Origin of the sequence: Paeniglutamicibacter quisquiliarum (genome assembly GCF_019084045.1) — a bacterium.
GTDB classification, from domain to species: domain Bacteria; phylum Actinomycetota; class Actinomycetes; order Actinomycetales; family Micrococcaceae; genus Paeniglutamicibacter; species Paeniglutamicibacter quisquiliarum.
Window position 1 is genome coordinate 1 of sequence record NZ_JAHRED010000002.1, and the last position, 17,000, is coordinate 17,000.

16 protein-coding genes and 1 tRNA gene are annotated in these 17,000 nt (G+C 66.1%); 10 read left to right on the forward strand and 7 right to left on the reverse strand.

What is annotated here, in order from left to right:
* Nucleotides 1–37: 37 nt before the first annotated feature.
* Nucleotides 38–118 (reverse strand) — tRNA-Leu (locus KRR55_RS03565).
* A 157-nt stretch (nt 119–275) separates the two neighbouring features.
* Between KRR55_RS03565 and KRR55_RS03570 the strand changes: the two genes are divergently transcribed.
* The 3 genes from KRR55_RS03570 to KRR55_RS03580 all read left to right on the forward strand — a co-directional run bounded on the left by KRR55_RS03570 (nt 276) and on the right by KRR55_RS03580 (nt 2,494).
* Nucleotides 276–896, forward strand: coding sequence for an ANTAR domain-containing response regulator (locus KRR55_RS03570; protein WP_217387700.1), 621 nt, complete (start codon nt 276–278; stop codon nt 894–896).
* Nucleotides 897–1,083: 187 nt separating this feature from the next.
* Complete coding sequence (locus tag KRR55_RS03575) at nt 1,084–2,016, forward strand: aldose 1-epimerase family protein (RefSeq protein WP_217387701.1); 933 nt, start codon at nt 1,084–1,086, stop codon at nt 2,014–2,016.
* Between the two features lie 49 nt (nt 2,017–2,065).
* A complete protein-coding gene (locus KRR55_RS03580) occupies nt 2,066–2,494 on the forward strand; it encodes a VOC family protein (RefSeq protein ID WP_217387702.1) in 429 nt (142 codons plus the stop codon).
* Nucleotides 2,495–2,507: 13 nt separating this feature from the next.
* On the opposite strand, the gene KRR55_RS03585 is transcribed toward KRR55_RS03580, so the two are convergent.
* Entirely contained in the window at nt 2,508–3,128 is a 621-nt protein-coding gene (locus KRR55_RS03585; protein ID WP_217387703.1) for an L-threonylcarbamoyladenylate synthase, read from the reverse strand.
* Between the two features lie 347 nt (nt 3,129–3,475).
* Here KRR55_RS03585 and KRR55_RS03590 point away from each other — a divergent pair, with 347 nt between their 5' ends.
* The 3 genes from KRR55_RS03590 to KRR55_RS03600 all read left to right on the forward strand — a co-directional run bounded on the left by KRR55_RS03590 (nt 3,476) and on the right by KRR55_RS03600 (nt 5,633).
* Entirely contained in the window at nt 3,476–4,681 is a 1,206-nt protein-coding gene (locus KRR55_RS03590) for an inorganic phosphate transporter (protein ID WP_217387704.1), read from the forward strand.
* On the forward strand, nt 4,681–4,920 hold the full coding sequence (locus tag KRR55_RS03595) for a hypothetical protein (protein WP_217387705.1): 240 nt from the start codon (nt 4,681–4,683) through the stop codon (nt 4,918–4,920). Before KRR55_RS03590 ends, KRR55_RS03595 begins: the two co-directional genes overlap by 1 nt.
* Nucleotides 4,921–5,069: 149 nt before the next feature.
* On the forward strand, nt 5,070–5,633 hold the full coding sequence (locus tag KRR55_RS03600; RefSeq protein ID WP_217387706.1) for a dihydrofolate reductase family protein: 564 nt from the start codon (nt 5,070–5,072) through the stop codon (nt 5,631–5,633).
* Here KRR55_RS03600 and KRR55_RS03605 read toward each other — a convergent pair.
* Both KRR55_RS03605 and KRR55_RS03610 read right to left on the reverse strand, forming a co-directional pair.
* Complete coding sequence (locus KRR55_RS03605; RefSeq protein WP_217387707.1) at nt 5,630–6,199, reverse strand: P-loop NTPase family protein; 570 nt, start codon at nt 6,197–6,199, stop codon at nt 5,630–5,632. The two genes, KRR55_RS03600 and KRR55_RS03605, sit on opposite strands and share 4 nt — an antisense overlap.
* On the reverse strand, nt 6,192–6,710 hold the full coding sequence (locus KRR55_RS03610) for a hotdog fold thioesterase (RefSeq protein WP_336245027.1): 519 nt from the start codon (nt 6,708–6,710) through the stop codon (nt 6,192–6,194). Before KRR55_RS03610 ends, KRR55_RS03605 begins: the two co-directional genes overlap by 8 nt.
* An 85-nt stretch (nt 6,711–6,795) precedes the next feature.
* Here KRR55_RS03610 and polA point away from each other — a divergent pair, with 85 nt between their 5' ends.
* The 4 genes from polA (at nt 6,796) to rpsA (ending at nt 13,716) form a co-directional block, all read left to right on the forward strand.
* Nucleotides 6,796–9,417 carry a DNA polymerase I gene (gene polA / locus KRR55_RS03615; protein ID WP_254455864.1) on the forward strand — a complete coding sequence of 874 codons (2,622 nt, stop codon included), beginning with the start codon at nt 6,796–6,798 and terminating at the stop codon, nt 9,415–9,417.
* On the forward strand, nt 9,417–10,712 hold the full coding sequence (locus KRR55_RS03620; RefSeq protein WP_217387710.1) for a GNAT family N-acetyltransferase: 1,296 nt from the start codon (nt 9,417–9,419) through the stop codon (nt 10,710–10,712). The genes polA and KRR55_RS03620 overlap by 1 nt, the downstream gene beginning before the upstream one ends.
* 52 nt (nt 10,713–10,764) lie before the next feature.
* Nucleotides 10,765–12,060: a GNAT family N-acetyltransferase gene (locus KRR55_RS03625; protein ID WP_217387711.1), complete on the forward strand. Its 1,296-nt coding sequence runs from the start codon at nt 10,765–10,767 to the stop codon at nt 12,058–12,060.
* 189 nt (nt 12,061–12,249) lie between these two features.
* Entirely contained in the window at nt 12,250–13,716 is a 1,467-nt protein-coding gene (rpsA, locus tag KRR55_RS03630; protein ID WP_217387712.1) for a 30S ribosomal protein S1, read from the forward strand.
* 131 nt (nt 13,717–13,847) lie between these two features.
* Here rpsA and KRR55_RS03635 read toward each other — a convergent pair whose 3' ends face one another.
* From KRR55_RS03635 to KRR55_RS03645, 3 genes are all read right to left on the reverse strand, one after another.
* Nucleotides 13,848–14,876, reverse strand: coding sequence for a matrixin family metalloprotease (locus KRR55_RS03635; protein ID WP_217387713.1), 1,029 nt, complete (start codon nt 14,874–14,876; stop codon nt 13,848–13,850).
* 84 nt (nt 14,877–14,960) lie between these two features.
* Nucleotides 14,961–15,542, reverse strand: coding sequence for a hypothetical protein (locus KRR55_RS03640; protein WP_217387714.1), 582 nt, complete (start codon nt 15,540–15,542; stop codon nt 14,961–14,963).
* A 9-nt stretch (nt 15,543–15,551) separates the two neighbouring features.
* Entirely contained in the window at nt 15,552–16,922 is a 1,371-nt protein-coding gene (locus KRR55_RS03645) for a PLL family lectin (protein WP_472857760.1), read from the reverse strand.
* Between the last annotated feature and the right edge of the window lie 78 nt (nt 16,923–17,000).

A 17,000-nucleotide genomic window follows, 5' to 3' on the forward strand; every position in this document is an offset into this window, starting at 1 on the left:
CCGATCCCTTGTGAAACAGGGGATCGGGGCCGAAATGTGCCCGAGGTGGGACTCGAACCCACACACCTTTCGATACTGCATTTTGAGTGCAGCGCGTCTACCATTCCGCCACTCGGGCGGGCACATTCGGAAGCAGCGAGAATAAGCGTAGCCGATAATAGCTTTGCGCTGAAATCCTCGCGTCCTTGCGGTTATCCACTGTACATGCAGATAGGCTTAACGACGAAACCGAGTATTGATGATGTCCCCGGTCACGCCGGGATTGAAGGAGCACGATGAGCGACCTGCCCGAAGTAACCCGTATTGAGGCCGAGCCCAACACCGGCGCGCCCCGCCGCGTCATTGTCGCCGAGGACGAGACCCTGATTCGCCTGGACATTGTCGAGATCCTGCGCGGAGAGGGCTACGAGGTCGTTGCGGAGGCAGACAACGGGGAAAAGGCCATCGAGCTGGCCCGGGAACACAAGCCCGACCTGGTGCTGATGGACGTCAAGATGCCGGTCATGGACGGCATTACCGCCGCCGAGACCATCGTCAGGGAGCGCATTGCCCCGGTCGTCCTGTTGACCGCCTTCAGCCAGAAGGAACTGGTGGAGCGCGCCCGCGAGGCCGGAGCCATGGCCTACGTCGTCAAGCCCTTTACCCCGGCCGACCTGGTCCCCGCCATCGAGATCGCGATTTCCCGGCACGAGGAGATCCGCGCCCTTGAAAAGGAAGTCGGAGACCTCACCGAGCAGTTCGCGACCCGCAAGCTTGTGGAGCGCGCCAAGAGCCTGCTGACCGAGAAGATGGGACTGACCGAACCAGAGGCATTCCGCTGGATCCAGAAGACCTCCATGGACCGCCGCCTGTCCATGCGCGAAGTCGCCGAGACGGTCATCGACCAGGTCAAGTAACCACGCACGAAACTTGCTCCAACCATGCGCCAGCGGGGTCGCGCGGACCACTCGATGGTTCACGCGACCCCGCTTTTGTTCCGGGCCCCCTGAAACAACGGGCGAGGGTTGGACAGGCTTCCATCCAGGCCACATGACAGTGGACCGCCGCGACGAAAGGCCCTTCATGACAGAGCAGGGTTCCCCGATGGGTGAACGATTCGTACTCGCCGGGACCATCGCCGGACGCAGCCAGCACGCGGTGGTGAACCAGGTCGGGGCGTCGCTGCGCAGGCTGGTGATTGACGGAGTCGAGCTGGTCCATGACTATCCCGGGAATATCGCCGCGCCCTCCGCTGCCGGAGTGGTCCTGGTGCCATGGCCGAACCGGGTGGCCGGAGGGACCTGGACCTATGAGGGCGCGGAGGAACGGCTCGCGGTCACGGAGCCGGCTCGGGGCAACGCCATCCACGGCCTGTTGCGGCACAGCAGCTATCGCGAGGTCGGGCGGACCGAAGGCAGCGTGGTGCTGGCGGCGGATATTTCCGCGGCGCCGGGGTACCCCTTCGAGTTGGCCACGTCCGTGCGCTACGAATTGGTGGCGGACGGCTTGCGGGTAACCCACCGGCTGGAAAACCTCGGAGACCGGAAGGCTCCGGTCGCCGTCGGCGCCCACCCCTACCTGCGGGTCGGTGATACTCCGGCGGCGGACCTGAAACTGCTGGTCAACGCCGAACGGCACCTGGAGGTGGACGGATCCATGATCCCCACCGGCGGGCAGGACCCGGTGGCCGGGACGCGCTACGACTATCGCCAGGGCCGGCCGCTCAACGATGTCGCGCTGGACGACACCTGGAGCGAACTGTCCCGCGACCCCGACGGAAACACGAGGCACTCCCTGGAGGCCCCCGACGGCAGCCGTGTGGAATTGCACATGGACGCGAACTACGGTTTCATCCAGGTGTTCACCGCCCCGGCATTCCCTGGTCCTTCCGGACCGGTGCGCGCCGTGGCCATGGAGCCAATGACCGCGCCGGCGAACGCCTTCAACAACGGGCTGGGCCTGCGCTGGCTGGCGCCGGGCGAAGTGTGGGAAAGTTCGTGGGGGATCAGGCACGTCACCGCGGCCGGTCCCCGATGAATAATGGTTCCAAGACCCTGTACACCCCGTGGAAGGAAACCGAAGCCCGATGAAAACCCAAGGTGTTGTCCTGAGCCTGGCCGTGGCGGATGCCGGTCGCTCCCTGGCCTTTTACCGAGACGTCGTGGGAATCGAAAGCGCCAGGCTGGAGATGGGCATGGTCTGCCTGGAGCTGCCGGGGATGACGATTTTCCTGGCCGAGACCGAGGCGTTCACCAAGTACTCGCGCGAGGCCAAGCGCACGCCGTTGCTCCCGGTTCCGGCCACCGACGCCTTCCTCAGCTGCGCCATCGCCACCGTCGCCGAGGTCGATGAGATTATTGCCGCGGTTTCCGCTTCAGAGGGGAAGGGCTTCGTGCCCCGCTCGATCGGGCACACCAGCGGCCGGCTGCAGTATGTCGGGACCTTCACCGATCCGGACGGCCACCTCTGGCAGTTGGCGTGCAACCTCACCGACACCCGGGGCGAACCAATCTAGGGGCGCCCCCGTGCTATTCGAAGCGCGAGGGGTCGCCCAGGCCGACGCGGGCAACGACTGCCTCGCCGCTGGAATAGTCGATGACCGTGGTGGGTTCGATGCCGCATTCACCGGAATCGATGACGCCCTCGACCACGTGGTCAAGGGCCTCCTTGATTTCCCATCCCTGGGTCATCGGATCCTCTTCGCCCGGAAGCAACAAGGTGCTGGAGAGCATGGGCTCGCCCAGTTCCTCCAGCAGGGCGCGGACCACCGGGTTGTCGGGGATGCGCACGCCAATCGTCTTCTTCTTGGCATGCATCAGGCGCCGCGGCACCTCCTTGGTCGCGGGGAGGATGAAGGTGTAGCTGCCCGGGGTGACCGCCTTGATGTTGCGGAACACCTGGTTGTTGACCTCCACGTATTGGCCCAACTGGGCGAAGTCCTTGCAGACGAGTGTGAAGTGGTGCTTGTCGCCGACCTGGCGGATGGTCCGGATGCGATCCAGCGCCTCGTGGTTGCCGATCTGGGCGCCCAGCGCGTAGCAGGAATCCGTGGGGTACGCGATCAGCCCGCCGTTGCGTATCAGGTCAACGGCTTGTGCAATCGCGCGTGGCTGCGGGTTATCGGGGTGAACGTCAAAGAATCTGGCCATTTCACGAGCTTACGGCCCCGCGCCGATTCACGCACCCGAAACTCCGGGATAGCCACCTGGTTCATTGCCGTCGGCCGGCTGCTCGCAACGGTGCGGCACCTCGCACGACCGGGTCAAGTCGCGCGTGAAGTCGCTCACGTCGCTGCGGCCGGGTCCCCGCGCCATGCCTGACCACGGGGCAAGCAGGGGCGTTGATCCACGCTGCGTGAATTGACTAGTTCGGAGCAGGCCATATGATGAATCTGCGACTTAGGTGAACGGAACCCCAACATTGGGTAAACAATGAGGGCATCCGGAGCAACCAGCGCGACTCGGCCCTCGCCCGCAATCCCACGATTGGTTTATACATGGATCTGACGCTTATCGTCGTCCTGGTCATTGCACTTGCCCTGTTCTTTGATTTCACCAATGGCTTCCATGACACAGCAAACGCGATGGCCACGCCCATCGCCACCGGTGCCATCAAGCCGAAGACCGCAGTCGCGCTGGCCGCGGTCCTGAACCTCGTTGGTGCCTTCCTCTCGGCAGAGGTCGCCAAGACCATTTCCGGCGGCATCATCAAGGAAGGCGGGGAAACCGGTGTGCAGATCATGCCGGCCATGATCTTCGCCGGCCTGATGGGCGCCGTCGTCTGGAACATGATCACCTGGCTGCTGGGCCTGCCGTCCAGCTCCTCGCACGCCCTCTTCGGCGGGCTCATCGGCGCCGCGATCGTGGGCGCCGGATTCGGTGCCATCGACTACAACGTGCTGATGTCCAAGGTGCTGCTTCCGGCACTCGTGGCTCCCGTGATCGCGGGAACCTCGGCATATCTTTGCACGAAGCTCGCCTACTCCGTGACCAAGCGCCAGTCAGGCCTGGCATCCCCGAAGCGCGGCGGATTCCGTTACGGACAGATCTTCTCATCCTCGCTCGTGGCACTGGCCCACGGCACCAACGACGCACAGAAGACCATGGGCGTCATCACCCTGACCCTGGTCGCCTCGGGACTGCAGGATTCCGGCACCGGCCCCCACTTCTGGGTCATCGCCTCCTGTGCCCTGGCCATAGCGCTGGGAACCTACATGGGCGGCTGGCGCATCATCCGCACCATGGGCTCGGGCCTGACCGACGTCAAGCCCGCCCAGGGCTTCGCCGCCGAAACGTCCACCGCCGCCGCCATCCTGGCTTCCTCGCACCTGGGCTTCGCCCTGTCGACGACGCAGGTCGCCTCCGGATCGGTGATCGGTTCCGGACTGGGCCGCAAGGGAGCGGAGGTCCGCTGGGGAACCGCGGGCCGCATCGCCCTGGGCTGGCTCTTTACGCTTCCGGCCGCGGGGATCATCGGCGCAGCAGCCGCAGCACTTGCCCACTTCGGCACCGGCGGACTGGTCATCGTGACCATTCTGGGAGTTGGCTCCCTGCTGGTGATCTGGGTGCTCTCGCGCCGTGAACTCGTGGGCCACAACAACGCGATCAGTGATGTGGATGTCTCCGGGGCCGCAGTGAACATCCCCAGCAAGAAGCAGCGCCGCAAGATGGAGCGCGCCAAGGCCGAGCAGGAGGTCAAGTAATGACAATTCAGTGGGATGCATTCCTGATCGTCGCCGTGACCACCTGGGTCTCCGCACTTTTCATCGTCGGTGCATACTCCCTGGGCGTGCGCATGCTTGCCGTTGGTGAGGATGCCAAGCGCTCGGCAATGCCGGCCAGGCTTGCGGCCTACGGCTGCTTCGCGCTGTGCGGCATCGTGGTCATCTTCGGCATCATTCTCATCGTGCCGTCGCTCAGCGAAAGAATCCTCGGCGCCTGAGCAACAACACGACTGCGAATTCGCCCGCCCGGATCCAAGGATCCGGGCGGGCGAATGGCGTTAACGCCCGTCGGCACCGTCCGTCGGCCGGGAAAAACCCCGTGGCGAATGCCTTCGACGGCGGCGCCTGCGTGGTTAGGATGGGCACCATGACGCAATTTAGGTATTACGTGGCAGCCTCGGCAGATGGCTACATTGCCGATGAAAACGAGCGACTCGACTGGCTCATGGACTTTGACGGCTTCGCCGGCCAAACCGAAAGCTACGATGCGTTCATGGCGGAAATCGGTGCAATCGCCATGGGGGCGGACACCTATTCCTGGATGCTCAATGAGATACGCGAGGAATGGCCCTACCAGGGGCTGCCGGTCTGGGTCTTCGCGCACCGAGAACTCGCCGCCTTCCCGGGAGCGGATCTGACCTTCGTCCGGGGGGACGTGACCGAATGGGCGGGGGACATCGCCCGCAGCGCCAACGGCAAGGACGTCTGGGTCGTGGGCGGCGGCTCGCTGGCCGGGCAGTTCGTGGACGAGGGACTGCTCGACGAGGTTCTGCTCTATTCCATGCCGGTCCTGCTCGGTGGCGGGCGGCCGCTCTTTGCCATGCGCGGAACCGCAAGGCTCAACCCGACATACACACGCGAATATCCCGGCGGGATCCGGGAGACCCGCTACGCGGTGAAGAAGGCCCCCGGGCAGAGCCGCGAATACTAGGAACCCGGCGCGCGCCGATGCGCCTCCAACCCCGCGAGCCACCGTTCGGTTTCCCGGGGGCTGGAAAAACGCCTGACGCGCTCGGGCCCCAGTGCGTCTACCAGCTCACGCATGTTCCGGCGCTTCGCACCGAAGGTCTTGAAGTGCCAGAGCACGATGGAGTCGCGGTCCAGGACCCTTCCCCAGGTCTCAAAGTTGCCATTGCACACCGGTTCGCGGTGCCTGATTCGTGTCGCGGTGCGCAGCAGAAGCCGAAACAACGAGACGGCGCGCGGGTAGTCAAGACAGACGATGAGATCGCAGCGCTCAATGATGTCCTGTCGATAGTGGCCATAAGCCGAATCAAAGATCCACCGAGGGGCGGCGGCGGCCTCCAGTGCAAGGGCCTTCTGCTCCTCCGGGTCGCGCTGCACCCAGCCGGGCAGCCACCCGATCTCCTCGTCCACATAGTGCACCGGTATCTGCAGGATGCGGCCAAGGTCCCGCGCGAGCGTGGATTTTCCGCTTCCGGTGACACCGTGGCAGAGAATGCGTTCAGGGGCATTCCGCTCCGGGGGATTAGCCATCCAGCAGCATGTTGGTGATGCGCGAGGTGCACAGGCGCCGGCCGGCCTCGTCGCTGATGACGATTTCATGGGTGGTCAAGGTGCGGCCCAGATGGATCGGCGTGCACACGCCGGTCACCAGCCCGCTGACCCCGGCGCGGTGGTGCGTGGCGGAAATATCCACGCCGACCGGCTTCTTCGCGCCCTTCCCGTGCACTGCAGCGGCAAAGGATCCCAGCGTCTCGGCCAACGCCACCGATGCGCCACCGTGCAGGATGCCGGCGACCTGTTGGTTGCCTTCGACGGGCATGGTGGCGACCACGCGGTCACGCGTGATTTCCGAAAAATGGATCCCCAGCTTCTCCACCAGCGGCCCGACGCCGTGGCTTGCCAGCATCGGCCACATTGCCTCCGGAACCCCGTGCTCGGAGAGTTGCCGGGCAAAGGGATTGCCCCGGTTCGCCCCGTTGGAGGCAAAGGTGCCAGATGTCTCGAGTGCCGACGCGTTGTCTTCAGTGAAATTATTGCCCATGCCAACTAGGCTGGCACCTGTGAGCGAATCAACCAAACTTGTGGCAACCGATCCCCAGCGCCTGCTCGTCATTGACGGGCACTCCATGGCCTTCCGTGCCTTCTACGCCTTGCCGGCGGAAAACTTTTCAACCGACACCGGCCAGTACACCAACGCCGTGCACGGATTCGTGTCGATGCTGCTGACCATGATTCGGCAGCAGAAGCCCACCCACGTGGCGGTTGCCTTCGACCTTGACACCCCCACGTTCCGCTCACTGGAATACACCGAGTACAAGGGCGGGCGCAACAAGACGCCCGAGGAATTCCACGGCCAGATCGACCTGATCCGCAAGGTCATGGAAGCCATGAACATCCCGTCCATTTCCATGGACGGCTACGAGGCCGACGACATCCTCGCCACCCTGGCCGCCAAGGGCGAGGCGGCGGGCTTCGAGGTCCTGGTGGTCTCCGGGGACCGCGACGCCTTCCAGATGATCACCGAGAAGACCCTGGTGCTCTACCCCAAGAAGGGCATCTCCGACATTCCGCCCATGGACGGCGACGCGGTCGAGGCCAAGTACTTCGTGCGACCCGAACAATACTCGGACCTTGCGGCGCTGGTCGGCGAGACCGCCGACAACCTCCCGGGTGTTCCCGGGGTCGGCCCGAAGACCGCGGCCAAGTGGATCAACCTCTATGGTGGCCTGCCGGGCATCCTGGAGAACATCGATGCCATCAAGGGCAAGGTCGGCGACTCGCTGCGCGAGCATGTGGACAACGTCACCCGCAACCGCCGCCTGAACCACCTGCTGCGCGACCTTGAGCTGCCGGTGGCCTTCGAGGCGATGGTCCTGGACCGCCCGAACCGCGAGGCCATCGAGGAGCTGTTCGACGCACTGCAGTTCAACACCCTGCGCAAGCGCCTCTTCGACCTCTTTGGCGACGATCCGCAGGACGCCGCCGAGGAGGCGGAGATCCCCGCCCACGAGCTGCTCGGCGATGCCGCCGCACTCGAGGCGTGGTTCGCCGCCCACGGCGGGCAGCTGCTGGGCCTGCACGCGTCCACCGTCGGCGGCACCGACGTGGCGGGGCTGGCGTTCGCCTCGAACGATGCCACCGCGTTCGTCTCGCTCGAGGAAATCGACGGGGAAACCGAGGGTGCACTGGCCAAGGTGCTCTCCTCGGTGAGCCATTCCAAGGCGGTGCATGACTTCAAGGGCACCTACAAGCTGCTGAAGAACCGGGGGCTGGAGCTGGCCGGGGTCGTGGACGACACCATGATCACCGCATACCTGATCCAGCCGGACCGCCGCAGCCACGAGTTGCCCGACATCGCCCAGCAGCACCTGCGGATCGCGCTGGATGATTCCAAGGCGCAGGCCAATGGCCAGTTGGCCCTGGACTTCGAGGGCCCGGACCTGGCAACCCCGGCGGTCCGCGCCGCCCACGTGGTGCGCTCCCTGAGCCTGCATTTGGCGGGCATGCTGGTCGAGCGCGGGGGAGAGAACCTGCTCAAGGACCTGGAAATGCCGCTCTCGCTGGTCCTGGCCCGCATGGAAATGGCAGGCATCTGCATCGACTCCGCCAAGCTCGACGGCCTCTACGAAGACTTCACCGCGACCATCAACCAGGCCACCGAAGAGGCCTATGCGGCCATCGGCCACGAGGTCAACCTCTCCAGCCCCAAGCAGCTGCAGGTGGTGCTCTTCGAGGAACTCGACCTGCCCAAGACCAAGAAGATCAAGACCGGCTTCACCACCGACGCCGAGTCCCTGCAGGACCTGCTGGTCAAGACCGGGCACCCGTTCCTGGTGGCGCTGATGGCCTACCGCGACGCCACCAAGCTGCGCCAGACCGTCGAGGGCCTGCGCAAGGCCGTGGCTTCCGACGGCCGCATCCACACCACCTACGCGCAGACCGTCGCCGCCACCGGGCGGCTGTCCTCGCTGAACCCGAACCTGCAGAACATCCCGGTGCGCTCCGAGGAAGGCAGGCGCATCCGCGAGGTCTTCGTCGTCGGCGAGGGCTACGAGACCCTGCTGACCGCCGACTACTCGCAGATCGAAATGCGCATCATGGCGCACCTCTCCGAGGACGAGGGCCTGATCCAGGCCTACCAGGACGGCGAGGACCTGCACCGCTTCGTCGGCTCCCACGTCTTTGGCGTCGAGCCGGCGGAGGTCACCTCCGAGATGCGCTCCAAGGTCAAGGCCATGAGCTACGGCCTGGCCTACGGGCTGAGCTCCTTCGGCCTGTCCAAGCAGCTAAAGATCTCCGTCGACGAGGCCCGCACGCTGATGAAGGACTACTTCGCCCGCTTCGGGGCGGTGCGCGACTACCTGCGCGCCGTGGTTGACCAGGCACGCAAGGACGGCTACACGGAGACCATTTTCGGGCGCCGCCGCTACCTGCCGGAGCTTGCCAGCGACAACCGCCAGCTGCGCGACATCGCCGAGCGCGCCGCGCTGAACGCCCCGATCCAGGGCTCGGCCGCGGACATCATCAAGCGCGCGATGCTCGGGGTCGAGGAGGGCATGGCCGAGGCCGGCCTGAAGTCCCGCATGCTGTTGCAGGTCCATGACGAACTCGTCCTCGAGGTCGCCGCCGGCGAGCTGGAAACCGTGGAAAGGATCGTGCGGGAGAAGATGGGCGCCGCCGCCGAGCTCAAGGTGCCCCTCGACGTGCACGTGGGCATCGGCACGTCCTGGCAGGACGCCGGGCACTAATGTTCGACCGGCCGCTGCGCACCGAGGAGGTCCCGCTGGCCCGCGACGCCGACACCGGCGCCGCGTCCGGCGGGTATGCCGCATGGCTGAACACCGGCTGGGAGGGGTTCCACCAGCAGCCCGCCACGGCGGACCAGCTGGAGCAAATGCTGCAAGCCCACGAGATCGATGCGCGGGTGCTCACCGGGGTCTACGACGACTCCCTGCCCGCCGACCTGGTGGACCCGCTGCTGCCGGTGGCCACCTACGCCAGCTTCGCCAAGACGCTGAACATCGGGGCGGGCCTGGTTCCCGCGCACCTGGTCACCCTGGTCACGGTGCGCCCCACGCACCGGCGCCGCGGCATCCTGCGCCGGCTGATGACCGGGGACCTTGCCCGGGCCAAGGCCGCGGGATTCCCCGTCGCGGCACTGACCGCGTCCGAGGCGACGATCTACGGCCGGTTCGGCTTCGGCCGGGTCACCGAGCAGCAGACCCTGCACCTGGACGTCCGCGGGGAGGTGGGCTTCCACGCTGCCCCCGTCGGTTCGGTGGTCCAGGTCGCCCCGTCGGCACTGGCGGGAATCGCGCCCCGCGTGTTCGAGGCCTTCCACGCTTCCCGCCGCGGCTCGGTCGGCCGCCAGGAGGCCTACCTCCGCCACGCCACCGGGCGCTGGGGCCAAGAGGGCCCGGACCCCGATCCGAAGCTGCGCGCCGCCGTGTACCGGGACGACGCGGGGGAGATCCAGGGCTACGTGACCTACGCCTTCGACGGCTGGGACGCCAAGCCCCTCACACTCAACGTCCGCGACCTCGTGGCCACCGGCGATCCTGCCCGGCGCGAGCTGTTCCGCTTCCTGTCCCGCATCGACCTCATCGAGCGGGTCAGCCACCCCTACGCCGCGGCAAACGACCCGCTGGGCTGGGCGCTGGAAGACCCCGCGAGGATCAGCTACAGCGGGCGCCAGCACGGCCTGTGGGTGCGCGTGCTCGATGTCCCCGCGGCCTTCGCCGCCCGGGAGTACCGCGGATCGGGGAACTTCACGCTGCGCGTTTCCGACCCGCAGTCCCTGGTCGCCGGCAGCTACGCGTTCGAGATCCGCGACGGCCGGGCAACCGTCACGCCGGTGGCCGGCGACGCGCCGGCCGACCTCTGCTGCGGCGCACCCGCCCTGGGTCCGCTGCTGCTGGGCGCCTGCGGGGTCGGGGAGCTGGTCTCCGCCGGAGTGCTGGAAACCTCCGGGGCCGCCCCGGCGGCCACGCTTGCCGCCCTGCTGGACCTGCCCGGCGTGCCACACGCCATCAACGGCTTCTAGGAACGATCCGCCACCACGTCCCCCCCCCAACCCCGGAAGGCAGCCCACGAGCATGAGCGACAACTCCGCGATCCGCGTTGAACGATTCGAACCCGAGCTCATCGACGGAGTCCCGGCCGCCGCAACCCTCGACTTCCTGAGGGCCGTCAGCCGCGGATTCCACGAATCGCAGCTGGACGCCGACGACCTGGGGGTGCTGGCGGGGCTGGAAATCTCGGACAACACGGTGTTCACCGCCGTCTACGACGAGGCGGCCGTGCAGCCCTCCCTGCACGCCGATGCCCCCGTCGCCACCTACGCGGCCTTCCCCGGAACGCTGAATATCGGCGGCGGAAACCTGATGCCGGTGCACCAGATCACCTCGGTCACCGTCAGCCCCACGCACCGCCGCCGCGGCCTGCTGCGCCGGATGATCACCCCTGACCTCGAAAGGGCCCGCGAGTCGGGTGCCGTGTTCGCCGCATTGACGGCCTCGGAGGCCACCATCTACGGACGTTTCGGGTTCGGCCGGGCCACGCAGCGGGCCCGGTTCAAGCTCAAGACCGACCAGGGCGTGCCCCTGCGCGGCCGCGCCGAGGGGAGCGTCGTCGCCGTTGCACCGGCCGAGCTGAAGAAATATGCCCCCGCGATCTTTGCCGCGGCGCATGCCCGCACGCTCGGTTCCATCAGCGCCACCCGGTTCGACGTGGGACAGGCCGCGGGCGAATGGGCCGACTACGACTCGCTCAAGCCGGTGCCCAACCTGCGCGCCGCCCTGCACCTGGATGCGCAGGGCAAGCCCGACGGATTCATGAGCTACCTGTTTTCCGGGTGGAAGGTGGAGCCGCCCACCATGGAGATCGGCCAGATGTGCACGGTGGGCGGTGCCGCGCGGCGCGAGCTGATCGCCTACCTGGGCGCCCACGACCTGGTGGAGAAGATCACCGGCCGCGGCCCGGTGGACGACGTGCTGCCCACCGCGCTGGAGAACGCCAGGGCGTACAAGGCCACCGCCCTCGGCGACCACCTGTGGCTGCGCATCCTGGACCTTGAAACGGCGCTGACCGCGCGCACCTACGCCGGCGACGGGAGGATCGTGCTGCGCATCCGCGACTCGCTGGGCATGGCGGAGGGAACCTGGGAGCTGGCGGTCGAGGATTCCGCGGCCAGCGTGCGCCGGGCCCCGGAGGGCGTCGAACCCGCGGCGGGCCTCGATGTCCGCGATCTCGGCTCGCTGTATCTCGGCGGCTTCAGTGCCGCGCACCTGGCGGGGGCCGGCGTGCTTGAGGTCCACGACCCCGGGGCCGTGCGGATCCTCGACTCCCTCTTCGCCACCGCCACCGTTCCGTATTGCCAGGCCGATTTCTAGGCCTGCCGAGGACCCCGGCCCGGCTTGACAACCGAGGCGGTTCCCGTTTTGACCCTGCGGGCATGGAGGAATAGACTAAGGGGGCGTGTTTCGGCTATTGCCGTGCCCGCACCCAATCTAAATTCGGAATATGCCGGGGCTTCCGGCTGACCGACTCACACAGACTATCCACATCGGAGTCCCTACTACATGACCATCACCTCCAACGAGAAGACCAGTGCCCCGGTCGTTGCAATCAACGACATTGGCTCTGCTGAAGACTTCCTCGCTGCCGTCGACGCCACCATCAAGTACTTCAACGATGGCGACCTCGTCGAAGGCATCGTCGTCAAGGTTGACCGCGACGAAGTTCTGCTCGACATCGGTTACAAGACCGAAGGTGTCATCCCTTCCCGCGAACTTTCCATCAAGCACGATGTTGACCCGGGCGACGTTGTCGCCGTCGGCGACAACGTCGAGGCCCTCGTCCTCACCAAGGAGGACAAGGAAGGTCGTTTGATCCTGTCCAAGAAGCGCGCTCAGTACGAGCGTGCTTGGGGCGACATCGAGAAGATCAAGGAAGAGGACGGCGTCGTCACCGGCACCGTCATCGAGGTGGTCAAGGGCGGCCTTATCCTCGACATCGGCCTGCGCGGCTTCCTGCCGGCATCGCTTGTCGAAATGCGCCGTGTGCGCGATCTGGCTCCGTACATCGGCCAGGAAATCGAAGCCAAGATCATCGAGCTGGACAAGAACCGCAACAACGTTGTGCTGTCCCGCCGTGCATGGCTCGAGCAGACCCAGTCCGAGGTGCGCTCCACGTTCCTCAACAAGCTGGAAAAGGGCCAGGTTCGTCCCGGCGTCGTTTCCTCCATCGTCAACTTCGGTGCATTCGTGGACCTTGGCGGCGTAGACGGCCTCGTCCACGTTTCCGAGCTGTCCTGGAAGCACATCGACCACCCGTCCGAGGTTGTCGAAGTTGGCCAGGAAGTCACCGTCGAGGTTCTCGAGGTCGACCTGGACCGCGAGCGTGTTTCGCTCTCGCTCAAGGCCACCCAGGAAGATCCGTGGCAGACCTTCGCCCGCACCCACGCCCTCGGGCAGGTTGTTCCGGGTAAGGTCACCAAGCTTGTTCCGTTCGGTGCATTCGTGCGCGTCGAAGACGGAATCGAAGGCCTCGTGCACATCTCCGAGCTGGCCGTGCGCCACGTGGAGCTTGCAGAGCAGGTCGTCTCCGTTGGCGACGAGCTGTTCGTCAAGGTCATCGACATCGACCTCGAGCGTCGCCGCATCTCGCTGTCCCTCAAGCAGGCCAACGAGGGCGTCGATCCCGAAGGCACCGAATTCGATCCGGCACTCTACGGCATGGCCGCAGAGTACGACGAAGAGGGCAACTACAAGTACCCGGAGGGCTTCGACCCGGAGACCAACGAGTGGCTCGAAGGCTTCGAGACCCAGCGTTCGGCTTGGGAGCAGCAGTACGCTGACGCCCAGACCCGCTGGGAAGCCCACAAGAAGCAGGTTGCACAGCACCTTGCCGACGACGCTGCAGCAGAATCGGCTCCGGCCGAGTCCGCTTCCAGCAGCTACTCCTCGGATGCTCCGGCAACCGAGGCAGGCACCCTGGCATCCGACGAGGCCCTCGCAGCACTGCGCGAGAAGCTTGCCGGCGCCTAAGCCACACACTTTTGATGGATCACCGATCCACCTGAAGTAACGCGAAAAGGACCACCCGTTCCAGCAATGGAACGGGTGGTCCTTTTGTACGCCCGCCTAGGTGGCGGTTGGCCCCTGCACCGGTCTGTCGACTACCAGAGCATGATCGCGCTTTGCCCCGAAGCCCCCGCCCAGTAAAGCCGGACGCGTGCCACGTACTTTCTGTCCTTGAAGAGCTTGACCTCGATCTTCGAGTTGAGATTGGTGCCGCTGTCGTCGTCGGCAGCCAGCTGGCGCAGCTGCCCGTCGACCTCCTCGAACAGGACCAGGACGGTGTCGGCCGTGCCAAAGGTTCCCAATTCGTACCGCCGGGTCTCGCCCGGCACGATGCTGAAATCCGCCTGGTCACCGGGGCCAAGGGACAGCGGAACCGAAACGAAGGGATTCAGCGCCGGAACGGTTGTCTTGAGCGTCGGGTAGAAGCGCAGCGCCCACTCCTTGTCGGCGGCCGAGAGCCCGCCGGGCGGTTCGAGCCCGTTCTTGTACTTGGCAGGCTCGACGATCAACCCTGCCGGGAACCAGTACTCCATCACCGAATCGGGGTCCCAATTGGATCCCTCAACATCGTTGGAGTCGATCTTGCGCAGGACGTTTGAAAAGGCCTGTTGCCGGGTCCAGTTGTTTGGGGCGCCGGTGAAGTAGTCATAAACCTTCTGCTCGTCCCAGACGATCCCCGCAAAGGGGTTCTGGTGCTCATGGGGCATGCCCAGGGTGTGCCCGATTTCGTGCAACGCGGTGGTGCGTCCATACTCGGTCGTCAGGTCCCAGCCGAAATTCATGGTCGCCTGCGTGGTGGGGATTCCCAGGACATCGCGGCCGACATACGACCATGAGCCATCGGCCTGGTCGAAGCCGATGCGGATCTCGGCCTCGCCGCTGTCGGGCACCTCGACGAACTCCAGGCCGATGGCCAGCGACTTCCATTCGGTGAAGGAATCCCTGACGGCCTGAAGCTGGGCGGCGGGGCCGTTCAGGAACCAGTAATGCAACACCGTGCCGTTGACCCATGCGGTGGCAAAGAGCCGTATGAGGCGTGAGCGCTCTTCGGGCAATCCGGGCGGCAAGGTCCGGGGGGTCCGTGGCTTGACGGTGCAGGCGGGCCTGTCAATCTTTCCGCCCATCGGGGGTCTCCTTTGCTTCGGTTCCGTCGGACCGCCGGAATGGTGCGGCGGCCCGGTTCTCTCGCCCGTGGGGGCGGAAGGTCCTTATCCGGTCTCGCCGGGCATCAGGCCCTGGCCCTGTTCGCCGTTGGCCGGTGGCCCGGGCTTCTCGCCGGGCATCAGCCCCGGTGCCGGCGCCCCTGCTGCCGGTGCGTCATGGTGCTCGCCGGGCATTGAGCCGCCGCCAAGCCCCAAATCCCGCGGTGCGGCGTTCGGCCCGCCCCCGGCCTCCTCGCTGGAGCGGGCGGCAGCCTTCTCGGTCAGCTGGCGCGGGGCATCCTGGGGCACCGCCGACAGCGCCACCTTCCGCACCCCCGCGTCATTGTCGTCCACCAGGTCCATGAGGACCGGCGCGGCGGAGTCCGTCGGCAGGTTTCCGGCCGCCGCGGCGGCGGCGACCCGTACGCTCGCCGTGTCGCTATGTGCTGCCGCGGCGACCACGTCGCGTCCCGCACCTCCCTCGAGGAGGCTTGCGGCATAGGCTGCCTTTGCCGCCAGCATCGGGTCGTTTCCCCCCACCAGCGTTCGCAGGTGGGGCAGGCTTTCCGGCCCCAATGCCGCGGCCTTGGGATAGCTCGGTTCGTCGGGCTCGAGGACCTCGAGCACTTCCTTCATTGACACGCCCATGATGTCCTCCTAAATGTCCTGTGTGAGCGGGCTGCCGATCATGGTCGAAACCTCGGTGCTGACCAGATCGGGCGGGGGATTGGTGATGTTGCCGGTGCCGTTGCCCGTCATGAGGCGGTTGTTGTCGTTGACGTGCCGGAGATTCAGCACGTGGCCCACCTCGTGCCCGAGCGTCCACTGCGTCGCGCCCTGGGCGACGACCGCACCGGGGCGTCCCGCGGGATGTGCGGCACAGCCGTTGAAGGGAGGCACCGTGGATCGGACGAAGTACACCACGACGTCGTTGGCGCCGACGTTGTTGCGGTTGGCGAAAAGCTGGTTTTGCTCGGCCGTCGTCGTCCCGCTGACGCAGCTCCCGACGTCAATGTCGTTCAGTGGCGGCAGGGTCAGGTTCTCCGTGGAAACCAGTTCCACCCCGATGCCGGCGGTGGCATAGACATCGCGCATGCGCTGCACGGCCGTGGCCACCGGCACGCTGGGCGCCGTCAAGACCTTGGCATGCAGCCTTACCGTTTGCCGAACTGCCCACCACCGGTGCCACATGGCGCTGTCGGTTCCCGCGCCGAATACGTCGATCCGGTTCGGTCCCCAGGCCACGGCACCCGGTGCACTGGTGAGCGTCCCGCCCAGGGATTCCCAGCCCGACCAGCCGTTCTGGAACCATTTGTGCCAGAGCGCCGAATCGGTGCCCACGGCAAAAACATCCAGACGGCCGTGGGCCCAGCTGGAGACCGTGGGGGCGCTGGTGAGCGTCCCGCCCAGGGATTCCCAGCCCGACCAGCCGTTCTGGAACCATTTGTGCCAAAGGGCCGAATCCGTGCCCACGGCAAACACATCGATCCGGCCGTTGCTCCAGGAGACGGCCGCGGGGGCGCTGGTGAGTGTTCCTCCCAGGGATTCCCAGCCCGACCAGCCGTTCTGGAACCATTTGTGCCAGAGAGCCGAGTCCGTGCCGCGGACAAAAACGTCCAGCCGGCCGCCGGCCCAGCTGGAGGCGCTGGGCGCGCTGGTCAGCAGCCCGCCGAGGGACTCCCAGCCGGACCAGCCGTTCTGGAACCATTTGTGCCAGAGAGCCGAGTCCGTGCCGCGGACAAAAACATCGATCCGGCCATCGCTCCAGGAGACGGCTCCCGGGTCCGAAGTCAGGACCCCGCCCAGGGATTCCCAGCCGGACCAGCCGTTCTGGAACCATTTGTGCCACAGCGCCGAGTCCGTGCCGCGCACGAACGTGTCAAGCCGCCCGGACGACCATGACGAAACGCTCGGGGCGCTTGTCAGGACCCCGCCCAGGCTTTCCCACCCAAACCAGCTCATTTCGCAACCTTTCACCTTGACGGCCCGCCAGGGGCGGCCGTTTTCCACTGCGCATCGAGACGACATATGCCCATGCGCCTAGCAGCTGCATCCAGTTCAGCCCATGCCGCGTTATTGCGCCGTTACTGTGGTGTGCGGCCACCG